Source organism: Methylobacterium sp. BE186 (assembly GCF_031457035.1).
GTDB classification, from domain to species: domain Bacteria; phylum Pseudomonadota; class Alphaproteobacteria; order Rhizobiales; family Beijerinckiaceae; genus Methylobacterium; species Methylobacterium segetis.
This window is the reverse complement of sequence record NZ_JAVDVV010000003.1, coordinates 1-14579: the sequence shown is the minus strand read 5'-3', so window position 1 is coordinate 14579 and position 14579 is coordinate 1. Positions and strand designations below refer to the sequence as shown.

Genomic DNA, 14579 nt, shown 5'->3' with positions numbered 1-14579 from the left:
TGCGGAGCGTCAAATTCGCTTGAGCAAGGTTCGGACCGCGAATGCCGCTCGTCAGGAGCGCCATCCCATCCTCCACGCCAGAGCACGAGAGGGCCTTCCGAGCGGCGCGCTGCGGATCGGGATTGATGGCAGCCCCAGCGACTTGATCGCCGGCTGCCGAATTCGAGAGGCTCACCGCGACGGTGCGGATGCGCCGGGGCGATGGCGACGCACCCTCTGGCCGGAATCGCGCGGGCGCCCCCATCTCTGCGGCATGCCCAGCCGCGCGCGAGACGCAGCCCACTTGCTCCGCCGGTTGGGCGTCAGTGCCCGGCGGAGCCGGTTGAGGCTCGGTCTGACATGCGAGGATCTCGCCTACCTGTCCGAGCTGGACGAAGACCTTCTGCGTGCCATCGAGGCCGGCGACGGGGGCGGCCTCGATCTTGCTGGACTGCTCCGTCTCGCCTGGGCGCTCGGCGTCGATGGTGCGGACCTCCTCGGCCGGCCCGTGTCGGATTTGCAACCTCGACGGGACGGCGGCGTTGAGGACGGCGACGGAGGCGCCTGATGACCCTTCGATCCTACCTCGTTCCCGGACTTGCCCTGGCCTGTCTGACGACGACCGCGCCTGCGGCGGAGCGCCCTGGCTTCGCTCCTGCGGGCGGGATGGCTTTGACCACCCCCTGGCAGGGGATGGCGCTGGTTGCAAAGCCCGGAATGCCCGAAGCGTCGGGCTTCCGGAGGGCAGCGATTGTGCGACCCGCCGATCCGGCTCCGTTTCCGGGCCGCCTACCCAATCAGCACACCGGCCCCAAACGCGATCGAGCCGTCCACGACATCTGCATCGGATGCTGAGAGGCATGGTCTAGCGCCCACTTCAGCACAGTAACGCTTGGCCCTGTACGGGCCCGTACGCGGTGCGATCGTCCATATTCTGTGCGGATGGCGAGCGTTCATTTGTTCAGGCAAGATCTGCCGCCTTCACGGATGATCCGTCGACGGGTACATGGTCGGCGGTCGCATGGGCAACGATCCGAACCCTTCCGATAACCGAGAGACCGGAGGCCGCTTCATCCTCCTCATCGCGTTCGTGATGGTGGTGATCCTCGCCTACGGGGCTGCGCTGATGATGCTCGAATGAATGCTGGCCTCACAGCGGCTTGCAGGACCCATAGCTGAACTTGATCTCGGTCTGGTCCTCGGGGTTGAGCTGCGACTTGGCGAACTTCAGGCGCACGAGGTCGAGCGTGAAGAAGTTGGTGGCGTTCTGGCATTTGATCGTGTTCGTTCGCCGGCGTCCCTCACCGCGGTAGTAGACCTCCTGGCATTCGAAGAACTCCGTCCGGCCGGCGAAGATCAGATTCAGCATATCGCGGTTGAGGATCAGCGAGAAGGTACGGGGCGCCACCGGCTCGGGCTTCGGCACGGCCGGGGTTTCCGCGGGCGAGAGGCCGACAGACACTTCCTCCACGCAAATCAGGGCGCGGCGCGACTGCGACAGGGATGGTATCGTGCCGAGCAGTGCGAGCACAATCGCGATGCCGATCAGCGATCTCATCGAGTCCCCTCACGCGGCTTTCGCCGTCTGTGTCCCCGATCGTCTTAGCTTATAGTAGGGCGGCTTGTCTTGATGATCGAAAGTATTAGTCGCGGCCTGGATTTCCTAACTTAGATCATCCCTCGGAGGTTTGGTCGTCACGAAACGGGGCGCCGGGCGCGGCCGTGTGCGCTGAAGCACGGCCTTTCCGGCCCGGTTGCGCCAGGAATGATCCGGGGCCTACCAGCCGGCCCCCTTGTCGAGGAGGCTCGCATGCTCGCTGCCCGTCCTTTCCGCTGGCTCCTCACCCTCACCGCTCTCGTCATACCCGCCTTCGCGGCGACCTGCCGTGAGGGCGGCCTTCGCCAAGCCAGCCCTGTCAAACCCGAGGCCACGTCGAGCGTCGTCTTCCGGCATTACATCTGAGCCTCTGCGGCTCTGACGTGGCGCAGATCGACCTTGGTGGGATCGCGGCTGCCGCAAATCCGCGCTCGCCTCTTGAGGCGGTCTGCGCGGGGTAGGAAGGATCGGACGCTATCGAGGATCGTGGTCCGGGTGCCCGGTTCCGCCCTGTCCGAGAAATCAGACGTCTGGCCGGGCGACGATTGCTTGAGATTGCGCTTCGACGGGGTGGCGTCGTGATCGTTTCGAGTGAGACTCACCCAGCCTCGTCGCGGACACACAACTCAGAATTGTTCTCGCATAACGCGCTCGATGACGAAGTCGCGTGGAGAACAGGCGGTCGGAGGGGATTTCGCGTAATTCGCCGCATCATTCCGGCGAGGCCGAATGGTCTCCCCTCAACGAGGCCTCACTCTGACAAATGGGAACTTGTCTGTTTTGGCCCTGTTGTAGCTGGGTTTTCGGATCCGTTCTGGCAGGGTCAAGGCACCAAAGTTGACGGAAGGCGTCGATCGATCGGAACTTCGGCAGATCGTCGCCGGCCTCTCCGAGGGCATCATCCTGCTTGAGAGCGATGGGCGCATCACGTGGGCGAACGACGCAGCCCTCGCCATGCACGGCGTCTCCAGCCTTCCGGCTCTCGGCGCCACGATCGCGAACTACGAGGCGCAGTTTCGGTCAGGCTATCGAGAGGACGGGGCGATCTCATCCCCGCCCATGCGGCGCGCCGCAGCGGGTGAGCATTTCCAAGACGTGATCGTCGATGTCGTGTCCCGAACGGAGCCCGGGATCGCCTTCGTCCACTCCCTGCGCAGCCTGATCGTGCGCGACGCGGCAGGCGAGCCCACCTGCCTCGCCCTGATCCTGCAGAACGTCACGCCGCAATTCGAGGCGGAGGAGCGGTTCGAGCGGACGTTCAACGCCAATCCGGCGCCTGCCGTCATCTGCCGATTGTCCGACCTGCGCCATGTCAAGGTGAACAGCGGCTTCCTGGAGATGACCGGTTACCGCCGGAGCGACGTGATCGGGCGCAGTGTCTATGAACTCGACGTATTGGGTTGCGCCCTCAACCGGGAATTGGCGATCGAGCGCCTCAACGCGGGCCGGACCATACCGCAGATGGAGGCATGCCTGCGCTTGCCGGAGGGCGGCACGCGCTTCGTGATCGTTGCGGGGCAGCCGATCGAGATGGCCGAGGAGCCTTGCATGCTCTTCACCTTCGCCGATCTCGAACTGCGCAAGAAGGCCGAGACGGCGTTGCGCCAGAGCGAAGAGCGGTTCGAGAGGGCATTCCGCCTCACACCCGTGCCGACCGTGCTGATGCGGGCCTCGGACTTCGTGATCAGCGGCGTCAACACGGCCTTCACCCGTGTCTTCGGCTACGGGGAGGAGGCTGTCATTGGGCGTTCACCCCAGATGGTCGGGCTGTGGATCCGGGAGACGGCTCGGCAGCAATTCGAGGCGCAGGTGGCCACCACCGGTATCGTTGCCGGATTCGAGACCTGCCTCCGTCATCAGGACGGTGGCGAACTCGACAGTCTCATCGCGGCCGAGCGCGTTGCGATAGGAGATGAGGACTTTCTGCTCTGCGTCCTGCAGGACATCACGGATCGCAAGCGGAGCGAGCGCGAGCTCTTCGCGTCGATCGAGGCCGTGATGGCGGACACGTCGTGGTTCAGTCGCGGACTGATCGAGAAGCTCGCCAGTCTGCGCCACCCTGGCCGGAGTGGCGAGGATGCCACCCTGAACCTCACGGTTCGCGAGCGTCAGATGCTCGAATTGATCTGCTCAGGCTTCGGTGACGATGCGATCAGCCAACGCCTCGGCTTATCGCGGAACACGGTCCGGAACCACACGGCGGCCCTCTACCGCAAGCTCGGCCTGCACAAGCGGTCGGAAGTGATCGTCTGGGGACGCAACCACGGCTTTCCTTCGGCCCCGACTGGAGCATGACGCGGCCCGAGGATGCGTGTCGGCCGGCAAAACCGCTCGAAGAACAGAGCGCCTGAAGTTCAGCGGCGGTTGCCGTCGAAGGTCGGGGCAGCCTCAAGTTGTGCCTTGGTCAGTCGGATCTCGGTCTCCGTCGGCTCCCCGATCGGCACCGTGGCCCGCCCGCGGGAGGTGTCCGTTCGGCTCGTCGATCCCGTCGTGCCGTCGACCGTCCCGCTCCGTCGCTCCTCGACGGCGGCCAGGGCCTGATCACTGGTTCCAGCACCCGGCATCGTGTCGGGTCCGGCCGATCGCGCCGCCTCGGCGGAGGGTGCATTGGCGGGCGTCGCGACCGAGGTCGCGCGCGTCGTCTCGCCGCCGCCCGCGTTCCAGGCCAGAAGGTCGAAGGGGACCGCCACCTGCTTCTCGCCGATGCCGAGGAAGCCGCCGACGTCGATCACGACCGCACGGACTTTGCCCTCCTCGTCCACCAGCACGTCGTCGATCGACCCGACCCGGACATGGTCCTGCCCGATGACGCGAAGCCCCTTCAGCTTCGTTGCACTGAAGAGACCCGGCGGACGGGCACCGAGAAACGGTGTGCCGGGCGCCTCCTCCGCTGCGGCGGACGCGCCGTGAGCGAATGCCGCGGCCATGAGCACGGCCGCGCAGGCAAATCGAACCATCTCGTACTCCAACCGAATCTCCGTTCGCCGGGAGCAACGGCTGGAGGGCGGGAGGGTTCATCGACGGGCGGGGTGCCTCCGTTGCCGCCGATTACTCGGCGGCCTGCCGCTCGACGTAGCCGAGGCGCTCATTCAACTCGCCGATGAGCTTGACGGCCGCCTCCGCAATCACCGTTCCGGGTGGGAAGATCGCCGACGCACCGGCCTCGTAGAGCGCGGCATAATCCGCGGGCGGGATGACGCCTCCGATGACGATCATCACGTCGTCGCGCCCGGCCTCTGCGAGAGCGGACCGCAATTCCGGCACCAGCGTCAGGTGGCCCGCCGCCAGCGAGGAGACACCGACGATGTGGACGTCGTTCTCCACCGCCTGCCGCGCCGCCTCGGCGGGGGTCGCGAAGAGCGGGCCGATATCGACGTCGAAGCCGAGATCGGCGAACGCCGACGCGATCACCTTCTGCCCGCGGTCGTGCCCATCCTGGCCCATCTTCGCGACGAGGATTCGCGGCCGCCGTCCGTCGTTCTCCTCGAAAGCCTCGACGAGCTTGCGGACCTGCTCCACCACCGGCGACATGCCACCCACCTCACGCTTGTAGACACCCGAGATCGAACGGATCTCCGCCCGATGCCGGCCCCAGGCCTTCTCGAGCGCCTCGGAGATCTCGCCGACCGTGGCCTTGGCGCGCGCGGCGTCGACGGCGAGCGCGAGAAGGTTCTCCGTACCCTCGGCCGCCTTCGTGAGAGCCGCGAGGCGGGCCTGCACGTCGGCCTCGTCGCGCTCGGAGCGCAGACGCTTGAGCTTGTCGATCTGGAGGGTCCGCACGTTGCCATTGTCGACGCGCAGCAACTCGATCGCGCGCTCGTCGTCCGGCTTGTACTTGTTGACGCCCACGATGGTCTGCCGCCCCGAGTCGATGCGCGCCTGTGCACGGGCCGCTGCCTCCTCGATCCGAAGCTTGGGGATGCCGGCCTCGATGGCCTTCGCCATGCCGCCGAGTTCGTCCACCTCGCGGATGTGCTCCCAGGCGCGGGCCACGATATCGGCGGTGAGCCGCTCGACGTAGTAGGAGCCGCCCCAGGGATCGACGATGCGGCAGGTGCCGCTCTCCTGCTGGAGGAAGAGCTGCGTGTTGCGGGCGATGCGGGCCGAGAAGTCGGTCGGAAGAGCCAGCGCCTCGTCGAGGGCATTGGTGTGCAGGGATTGCGTCCCCCCCTGAGTGGCCGCCATCGCCTCGATGCAGGTGCGGGTGACGTTGTTGAACACGTCCTGCGCGGTGAGCGACCAACCCGACGTCTGCGAATGTGTGCGGAGGGGCAGGGACTTGTCGGATTTCGGCTTGAACTCCTTCACGAGCTTCGCCCAGATCAGGCGCGCAGCCCGCATCTTCGCGACTTCCATGAAGAAGTTCGTCGAGATTGCCCAGAAGAAGGACAGGCGCGGCGCGAACTGATCGATCGTCAGCCCCGCCGCGAGGCCGGCCTTGATGTACTCGACGCCGTCGGCGAGCGTGTAGGCTAGTTCGAGATCGTTCGTCGCCCCGGCCTCCTGCATGTGGTAGCCGGAGATCGAGATCGAATTGAACTTCGGCATGTTCGCCGAGGTGTAGGCGAAGATGTCCGAGATGATCCGCATCGATCCTTTGGGGGGATAGATGTACGTGTTGCGGACCATGAACTCCTTCAGGATGTCGTTCTGGATCGTTCCGGCGAGCTTCTGCGGCGGCACGCCCTGCTCTTCCGCGGCGACGATGTAGAGCGCGAGGATCGGCAGCACGGCGCCGTTCATCGTCATCGACACGGTCATCTCGTCGAGCGGGATGCCGGAGAAGAGGGTGCGCATGTCGTAGATCGAGTCGATCGCGACGCCCGCCATGCCGACATCGCCCGAGACCCGCGGATGGTCCGAATCGTAACCGCGATGGGTGGCGAGATCGAAGGCCACCGAGAGTCCCTTCTGCCCGGCTGCGAGATTGCGCCGGTAGAAGGCGTTCGAATCCTCGGCCGTGGAGAAGCCGGCATATTGCCGGATCGTCCAAGGCTGGGTGACGTACATCGTCGGATAGGGGCCCCGCAGATAGGGTGCGACGCCCGGATAGGTGTTCAAGAACTCGATGCCGGCGCGATCCTCGGGCCCGTAACGGCCCTTCACCGGAATCCCTTCGGGCGTCATCCACGGCTCGCTCGCCGGAGGCAGCGGAGCCGCGGAGCTCGCTTCGAAGGGAATCGTCGTGAAGTCGGGAATGCGGGACGTCATGCGCTCGCTCGTGCGGGGCTCGAATTGCGGCGCATTATAGGCAAGGCGGGAGGCAGGGCTACTCCTACTCTGGTCGACCTGAGATCCCCTCCCGCCTCCCGATCAGCATCGGCGGTTCAAGGGTTTGCGCCAGCCGCCGCCTCCTTCGACGCGGCCGCAGCTTCGGTCTCCATCTGCGCTGCGAAAGCCTCGGGAGACTTGTCGATGAAGTTCTGAAGCGTGCGCTCGACCTTCGCGAGGTCCGCACCGCCCGGGCACGGCTTCGCGGCGAGGGCCTCCTTGACGCTCTGCCGGATTTCAGCTTCGACCGGGGCCATTTCGGCCTTCATCGAAGCAAGCTTGGCGTCGAGGTCCATGCGCTGCTTGCCGGTCGAGCGAATGTCGCAGGTCTTCAGCGCCTCCTGCACCATGCTCCCGAAGAAATAGACCGCGATGCGCTCCTTGTTCGGCAGCGCCGGCGAGACCGGGGCCGCGGCCGGAGCAGGCTGGGCGGCCGGAACCGCGGCTGCACTCGGCGTTGCGGGCGCGACCGGGAGCGGTGCCGCGGCTTGCGTCGTGGCGGCCGGAGGCACGGCTGCCACCTGCGGAGCGGGAGCGGCGGCCGGGGGCGCAGCCGCGATTTGCGGAGCGGGCGCCGGAGCGACCGCGCGCCCGAGATCCGCGGCGACGGACGCTGCCGCATCGCAGCGCTTCAAGGCATCGTAGGCGTCCGGCAAGCCGGCCAAGTCGAAATCCGCGTCTCCGTCGCTGAAACGCAGGACGATTTTCTTGGCACCGACAAGGTCGGGCAGAATCTTGTCGGGAAAGCTCGTCACCAGGATCGTATCGTCACCCGTCCATTTCGAATCTTTGAGGACCATGCGCTTGTCGAGGAGGAAGGCGACTTCGACCTCCTCCTTCTTGTCCCAGCCCCAGTTCTCGTAGCCGAGGGAGATGACGATCGCCCCTTCCTCGCGCTTCAGCACAATCGCGTTCTCGGCGTCCTCGTCGCTCTTGTCCTTGTAGAGCTTGGCGGCGAGGCAGGCGTGGGGGCCGTCGACCGCGAAATCGCGCTCGACCTCCCATTTGCCGATCTTCTCGAAGAGTTTCCGGTTGGCGGCCTCGCCGGGCGCGGCCGCGAGGAACAGGAGCGCCGCGCCGGTGAGGCGCAACGAGAGCGGTCCAAACTTCATGCCATGCCCCCAGAAAGATCGGTCGTTCCCGGCTGTTCCGCCGGCGAATCTGATTTTCAGCCCACGAAACTTCGCACGTCGAGCCGTATCGAAAGATTAAACCCAAGCTGCGCCGTACGGAAAGGGAAAACGAATTGCTCCGCGCGACGCGCGAGGCGTCGCACAGGTTCAAGATCGGCCGGCGGGAGTAACGCGAGCCTCAGTTCGCTGCCCCGCTCGTCTCCGGCGAATCGCCGGAGAACACCGGTGATCGCCGGCGTGAGAGTGAAAGCGGTCGGCGCGAACAGGCAGGGAAGGTGCCGCGGTAGCGGCGCGCAGCGCGCAGAAGTCAGACGCGGCGCCCACGCAACGGCCGCAGCAGGTCGGCCTCGGTGCCGAACTTGGCGATGTAGGCGCTGTTCAACCCGAGGCATTCCCGCGACGCGCAGCTCTCGCGATGAATACACTGGTAGAAGCCGTTGCGCTCGAATTCGCGCCAGAAATCCGGATCGATGTGGAGTTCGGGCTGCCCGTTGGCGAGCGCGTCTCCCAGATCCCCGAGCAGGCACTCGGGAAAGTTCTTCACCTCGACCGCACGGCCGAGCGCTCGTGCCTCTGCTACGGCCTCCCGCAAGTAGGGCAGGACGACGGCGTGCGAGGCGACGAGGTCCTTCTCGTCCCGCTCCGCCATCGGGAAATAGACCCAGAATTCCATCTGCGTCAGGCGCTTCAGGTGCGCGAGCCGCTGCACGATGCCGGGCAGGAGATGGTAGCTGCGCGCCGTGACGACGGTGTTCGTCAGGGTCTCGACCCCGTGCATCGCGTCGAGCGTCTCTAGACCGCGCATCGCCTTCTCGAAGGAGCCGGGCACGAGCGTCAGGGCATCGTGGGTCGCGGCATCGGAGCCAGCGATCGACACGAAGAACTCGTCGACGCCGGCCTCGACGAGCCGTCGGCAGAAGCTCGGCTGGCCGAGATGCATGCCGTGAGTCTGAATGCGCACGTGCTCGAACCCGCTGGCGCGCGCCCGCCGGGCGAGTTCGGGCAGATCCTTGCGTAGGGTGATCTCCGACCCGGTCAGGATCAGGCCGGTCCAGCGCCGCGTCCGCAGATTCTCGGAGAGCACGGCCTCGAAATGGGCGTCGGATTCCGGTGCCAACCGGTCCATCGTGCCCTCGATCATGCAGTGGACGCACTTGAGATTGCAGCGGAACTCCATCGTCAGAGAGACGTAGGCGGCGTGATCGTAGCGTCCCGTCATCGGCCCCCGTGCCTCACAGCAATCCGTAATAGGCGCTCTTGGTCACCCTCGGCGCTCCGTTCACCACGGCGTAGTCGATACCGACGTCGAAGAGCAGATGCGCGAGCCGCCGCCGCTCCTCCCGCAGGAACGCAACCTCCTCCTCCGGATAGTGGAGTCGCTCAAGGGCGACGATCAGGAGGTCGATGTCGACCCGCGAGAAATAGATGCCGTCGCAGAGGCGCTTGTTGGCCACGACCAAGGTGCGGCACGTCATCAGCTCGGGCCAGAGGATCGCGTCGAGATCGAGGCCGGGCTGGTCGAGATGGGCGGAGCAGGCGACCTTGTCACGGATCGCGTCTCGCTCGGTGCGTGCATCGAAGAAGCAGTAGAGGTTGTCGAAGCGCAGATCCGTTTCCGTGACCGCGTAGGACAGGCCCGATGAGACGGTGCTTCCGGGATTGCCGACATAGATGTTGATCTGATCGATCTCGCGCTCGCCCCGCGCCAGCGCTTCGTCGAGATCGAGGGAGAACATGAAGTAGGGCCGGCGGCCGGAATACCGGAGTCGAGAGGGAGCGAGGGGGGCAAGGATCTCGAGGACGCGCTCCACCGAGACGGTGCGCTCCAGCCGCTCATAATCGTAGAAGTAGAATTCCCAGGTCGTGACGTCACCGCGCCGCTTGGCGCCCCAGACGCTGCGCCCCGGCCCTAGACCGGCGCGCAAGGTCTCGCAGATCGCGTAGAGGCGCGGATGCGCCCCCGCACAGGCCAATGAATGCCACAGGACGGTCGCCTGCTTGAGCCGCCCGCGGGTCGGCCCGAGCGGTTCGTAATCCCACAGGCAGTAATCGGCGTAGCGGTCGCCCGGCTCGGCGAGCTCGATACGGGCCGGGTCGAGCCTCATTCTGTCCTGTCCCTGGATGTGCGGGAATAGACGGTGAGGAAGGGCCTTCCGTCCCGGCCGACTCCGCCCGCGACATGGCCGAGTACGTCCTCGCGGCGGTCAGCGAGCACCGAGGCCGCTTCGGCGCGCGGCACATCGAGATCGACGAAGGCCGTGGCGAGCAGCGACTCGGCCTGTCCGACCGTCAGGTGGCAATCGTACAGGTTCAGGTCGTAGGAGAGACGCGGCCCCTGTGCCTCGCGGGCCTCCAGGTAGTGCGGCGTGCCGCGCCCTTGCGTTTCGGCCAGGCGCAGCAATGCCTGCGCAATACCGACGACACGGGGGCCAGCCTCGCCCCAGCCGGCCTGTCCCGAGCCGATCCGCGACAATCGGCCGGCGATCTCGTCGGCGCTTCGCACCCAGGGCCAGTGATAGAGGGTGACGACAGCCGGACCAGGCCGCTGCAAGTTCCACTTATAGGCACGGTGGACGAGGATCGGGTCCGCCGCCCCGTTCTCGGCGCTCGCCCAGGCGGTATCGCTGCGCGCGGACCACTCGATGTAGAGTTTGTAGAGGGCACCCGAGGGTCCGTCCTCGTAGCCGAGATGGACGATGTCGGCATCCGCGACGAGGGCCGCGGCCTCGTCGCGCTCTGCCTCGCCCAGGCCGAGCTTGGCGGCGAGGACGGAGAGCGCAGGGCCCGGCTCGGGCCCGAGTCCGACCTTGTGGACGCTGATCAGGAAACGATCCGTCTGCAGCACGCCGTCGGATGCCTTGACCGACCGCTCGTAGCCGAAGGGCTGGCCCAACGCGGCGACGAGGTCCGCGAGCCGTGCGCCCTCAGGCGTCCTGCGCAGGCTTGCCGGACCGGTGGCGGGGCGCGTGACCGGTGCGAGCCGGGCGGGGGGGCGGGCTATCTCGGCGGGGCCGTGCAGGCGCTCCATCAGGACGGCGTGCGGCGTCATCGCGCCCGCGATCTGATCCGCCTGCGCGCGGATGCCGGCGAGGAAGGTGCCGAGCCCGCGCGGGCCGGCGAGATCGACCGGAGCGAAGGGGCGTCGCGGCAGCAGATCGGCGCCGGCGAGGAGATGGTAATGGTCCGTCTCGTCGAAGAGCTGCGCCTCCGGCACGGCGATCCGGCCGCCGATCTCGTAGAGATCAAGGCGGTCGGCCAGGGCGTCAGGCAGGAAACCGGCGCGCAGGGCCGCCCAGACCGGCTCCGGACGGCGGCCGAGCGCACAGTGCAGGGCGAGTGCGCCCTCCGCCTCGTCGGCGAGCGCCGCCATCCGCGCGCCGTAGGCCCGTCTCAGCACCGGCGTCCCCTCCCCACGTGGCAGGTGCTCCACGAACGCCTCGAGCGCGGAGACGATGAGGTCAGTTTCGAGACCGGCGAGCGGTCCGATCTCGCGTGCCGCGGCGCCGATCGCGACGACGTTGGCGAGCCATGGCGTCCGGCGGCGCCCGATGCGTAGGGGGCGGTGACCGATAGCGGTCGCAGGATCCGCGCCGGTCCATCCGCGCAGGGCCGCCTCGGCGGCCTCCGGCGTGCTCAGGGTGGCACTGTAGGCGAGCGACGCCTCGGTGCGACCCGCGACGGGCACTCGCGCCATCCAGCCCTCGGCCGATCCGGCATAGGTCGTGAAGGGCGGCCGTTCGGGATCGGGCGGCAGCGCGAGGCTCGCGACCCGATCACAGGCTCCCGCGAGGCCATCGATCCAGGGCTCTCCGAGGGTCTCGCCGATCAGGAAGGCCGCGGCGCCGGTGGCGTCGATGAAGAGGTCGCCGGAGACCGTGCCTCCACCCTCGATCGAGAGGCTCGCGACATCCCCGAGGAGGCCGAGCTCGGCCGACTGGACGCGTCCCGTCACCACCCGTACGCCCTCGGAGAGAGCGACCTCCCGGAAGAAGCGGACGAGACCCGCGCGATCGAGGTGGTAGCCGTAGCTTCCGGCCTCCATCGCCGTCGAGCTGCCGGCCTCGCTCATCGGCCCGCGCCCGGCAGCCGCCATTCGGGCCTGCGGCGCGTAGTCCGCGTAGGCGCCCGCATCCTCGGCCTCCAAGCCCTGTTTCAGCCAGAAATGGAACAGGTCGAGCCCATCCACCCGCGGTCCGCACTCGCCGAAGGGGTGCCAATGCCCCCGGCCCACCTCGAACCAGTCCTCGAACCGGCTCGCAAGGCGAAACGTCGCTCCGCAGCGACGCATGAACACGGTCTCGTCGATGGAGAAGCCGCGCAGGAAACGGGTGAGGCCGGGCCGGGTGGCGAGGACGCCCGTGGCCGACACGCTAGAGGAAGCCACAAGCGTCACCGGCCCGCCGAGCCGGCGCAGGACGCGGCGGAGATAGGCCGCGGCGATCCAGCCCGCGAGGCCACCCCCCACCACGACGACGCGGGGCGCTGGGGTCTCGGGCTGCGGTCGCATCATTCCGAAGTCTCGCTCGTTGCATCGGGCACGGCGCGCATCAGGGCGGAGAGCGCCTTATCGCGGTGGGCGGCGAGAGGCGCTGCCGGCAGGACGAGGTCGGCACCCGGGCGCACGCGCTGCCGCTGGATCGCGTAGGTCGGGCGCAAGAGGTCCTCGTAATGGCCGAGATAGGTGTCGATGTGGGAGAGGAGGGACGCACCTGCACGCAGGTCGCCCCGTGCCTCCGCGGTGAAGCTGCGCAGCTTGCGCGACAGGGCCACGTCAAGGGGCACGTCGAGCCAGATCAGATAGTCGATCAGGAGGCCGCTGTCCTGATGCGCGCGACCGAGCAGAGTGTCGAACACGATGGCACGGGGACCCGCGCGGGAGACGCGCATCGTCCCGCCGCGTGCACGGTCGGCCACGGCCCGGCCCTGCTTGAGCGCTGCCAGGTCGGCTGCGAGCCCCGGCAGCGGCACCTCCGCGATGGGCGCGCCGCGCCCCAGCCAGGCCGCCACCCGCTCCGGTGGCCAGATCGTGATCTGCTCGTAGGAATCGTAATCGAGGATCGGCGCGCCGCCGAGATCGCGTGCAAGCGCTTCGGCGAGCGTGGTCTTGCCGCTGCCGGGCGCCCCGGAAATGGCGATGACGAATGCCGGCCCGTTTGCAGCCAAGGTCAAGGCTTGGTCGCCTCGATGAGGTGGAAGGCCGTCTCGAGTTCGACGCTGGCGACGGCGATGCGCCCGAAGCCGACGCCCCACAGGGCCGATCGATAGAAGTCGGCCGGACGGAAGAATGGCTCAAAGACGAGGTTGGCCGAGGCCGCGAAATCGGACTCTGTGCTCCGGAGAGACATCGGCGCGCGCTCGAAGATGACGAGGCGGCCTCCCGGTACGAGGGCCGCGTGAGCGCGAGCGAGCAACGCGCGCGCTTCGATCTCGGGCCAGTCATGCAGCACCGACTTGAACGTCACGAGATCCTGCCCCTCCGGCAGCGGGTCGCGGCGCATGTCACAGGGATGGAAGGCGACGCGCTCCCCCTCGGGTCGGCCCGCGAGGTTCTCCCGGCCGAGCACGCAGACTACGGGCAGATCGGCCACGGTCGCGCGGAGGTCTGGGGCGCGGGCGCAGGCTTGGGCGGCAAATTCGCCGCTGTTGCCGCCGAGATCGAGCATGCGACGGTGCCGCGCCAGATCGAGGTGATCCAGGCAGGGCCCAGCCTCGTAACGGGTCAGGCAGGTCGTGTAGGAAACCCAGCGCCGGGTTGCGACGAGATTGTCCTCCGTCACCTCGAAGCAGCGGTCGTACCGGAACAGCTCGAAGGTCCGCGAGCGCTCCATGAAGGCCGGCAGGTCGGCGATGAATTCCGGGAAGAGGGTGTTCAGATCGTCCGCGGCCGCCGTCGCGAAGGCAAGCTTTGCCTCGATCAGGTCGCGGGCCGGCAGAACGGCTCGGAACGCCGGCGAGAGATTGATCGAACCCGCGGGACCGTCGGAGAGGACGCCGCTCGCGACGAGAAGACCAACGAGGACGTCGAGCCTCTCCGGCGGCAGGCGCAGCGCCGCGGCGAGCTCGCCAGCCGGCATCGGGCGCGTGGCGAGCCGATCGACGAGACCGCGCTCGAGAGCGAAGGCCAGGGCTCGGGCGGCGATGTGGTGTTTGAGGAAGGTGTCGATGCGGGGGAAGGCAGGGCTCGGGCCCGGCGCGGGCCGGCTCAGCGCGGGCATCGGCCGGGATCTCGGCTGCTGGCCGGGCCGGGACCCGGGCGAGAGCCGGGGCCGGCAGGGGCGGGCGTGAGACGCTTGATCAACACCAAATCCCCCCGCCGCCCGACCGCGCCACATTCCAATCCTGATTCGCTTCCATCCCGCGCCGGGATAGCACTGTTCCTGTGGCCGCGCGACACTTGCCAAGCCTCGCCAAACCGATATGCAACACGGCCAGACCGCATACAAAGCCGCGGTTTTACTCCACCAACACCTGACTACCGCGGCCCCGCGCCGCGCTCGCGCCAGAAGAGGGACGCCCGTGAGCGACACCAGGCAGACCGGACCCGAGGCGGTCCGCGCGATCGCGTGGCGCGAGGAGGCCATGGCGACCCACTTCGCCAA

General features: G+C 67.5%; 13 protein-coding genes. 4 read left to right on the top strand and 9 right to left on the bottom strand.

What is annotated here, in order from left to right; all coding sequences use genetic code 11:
* The first annotated feature begins 322 nt into the window (after positions 1-322).
* The gene (locus J2X36_RS04205) at positions 323-547 is read left to right on the top strand and encodes a hypothetical protein (protein ID WP_310346603.1); all 225 of its coding nucleotides are present in this window, start codon (positions 323-325) and stop codon (positions 545-547) included.
* 438 nt (positions 548-985) lie between these two features.
* Positions 986-1120, top strand: coding sequence for a hypothetical protein (locus tag J2X36_RS04200; RefSeq protein WP_310346601.1), 135 nt, complete (start codon positions 986-988; stop codon positions 1118-1120).
* A 9-nt stretch (positions 1121-1129) separates the two neighbouring features.
* On the opposite strand, the gene J2X36_RS04195 is transcribed toward J2X36_RS04200, so the two are convergent.
* On the bottom strand, positions 1130-1537 hold the full coding sequence (locus J2X36_RS04195; RefSeq protein ID WP_310346597.1) for a hypothetical protein: 408 nt from the start codon (positions 1535-1537) through the stop codon (positions 1130-1132).
* A gap of 252 nt (positions 1538-1789) precedes the next feature.
* On the opposite strand from J2X36_RS04195, the gene J2X36_RS04190 reads away from it, so the two are divergent.
* On the top strand, positions 1790-1942 hold the full coding sequence (locus J2X36_RS04190) for a hypothetical protein (protein ID WP_310346594.1): 153 nt from the start codon (positions 1790-1792) through the stop codon (positions 1940-1942).
* Between the two features lie 471 nt (positions 1943-2413).
* On the top strand, positions 2414-3871 hold the full coding sequence (locus tag J2X36_RS04185; protein ID WP_310346592.1) for a helix-turn-helix transcriptional regulator: 1458 nt from the start codon (positions 2414-2416) through the stop codon (positions 3869-3871).
* A 59-nt stretch (positions 3872-3930) separates the two neighbouring features.
* Here J2X36_RS04185 and J2X36_RS04180 read toward each other — a convergent pair whose 3' ends face one another.
* From J2X36_RS04180 to J2X36_RS04145, 8 genes are all read right to left on the bottom strand, one after another.
* The gene (locus J2X36_RS04180; protein WP_310346591.1) at positions 3931-4533 is read right to left on the bottom strand and encodes a PRC-barrel domain-containing protein; all 603 of its coding nucleotides are present in this window, start codon (positions 4531-4533) and stop codon (positions 3931-3933) included.
* A 91-nt stretch (positions 4534-4624) separates the two neighbouring features.
* Positions 4625-6787 (bottom strand): methylmalonyl-CoA mutase, encoded by a 2163-nt coding sequence (gene scpA, locus J2X36_RS04175; RefSeq protein WP_310346588.1) that lies wholly within the window; start codon positions 6785-6787, stop codon positions 4625-4627.
* 116 nt (positions 6788-6903) lie between these two features.
* Complete coding sequence (locus J2X36_RS04170) at positions 6904-7959, bottom strand: hypothetical protein (RefSeq protein WP_310346586.1); 1056 nt, start codon at positions 7957-7959, stop codon at positions 6904-6906.
* A 328-nt stretch (positions 7960-8287) separates the two neighbouring features.
* The gene (locus J2X36_RS04165; protein ID WP_310346583.1) at positions 8288-9199 is read right to left on the bottom strand and encodes a radical SAM protein; all 912 of its coding nucleotides are present in this window, start codon (positions 9197-9199) and stop codon (positions 8288-8290) included.
* A 13-nt stretch (positions 9200-9212) separates the two neighbouring features.
* The gene (locus J2X36_RS04160; RefSeq protein ID WP_310346581.1) at positions 9213-10085 is read right to left on the bottom strand and encodes a hypothetical protein; all 873 of its coding nucleotides are present in this window, start codon (positions 10083-10085) and stop codon (positions 9213-9215) included.
* On the bottom strand, positions 10082-12490 hold the full coding sequence (locus J2X36_RS04155) for a tryptophan 7-halogenase (RefSeq protein ID WP_310346580.1): 2409 nt from the start codon (positions 12488-12490) through the stop codon (positions 10082-10084). The genes J2X36_RS04160 and J2X36_RS04155 overlap by 4 nt, the downstream gene beginning before the upstream one ends.
* Entirely contained in the window at positions 12487-13149 is a 663-nt protein-coding gene (locus tag J2X36_RS04150) for a uridine kinase (protein WP_310346579.1), read from the bottom strand. Before J2X36_RS04150 ends, J2X36_RS04155 begins: the two co-directional genes overlap by 4 nt.
* Complete coding sequence (locus tag J2X36_RS04145) at positions 13146-14195, bottom strand: methyltransferase (RefSeq protein ID WP_310346577.1); 1050 nt, start codon at positions 14193-14195, stop codon at positions 13146-13148. Before J2X36_RS04145 ends, J2X36_RS04150 begins: the two co-directional genes overlap by 4 nt.
* Positions 14196-14579 lie beyond the last annotated feature (384 nt).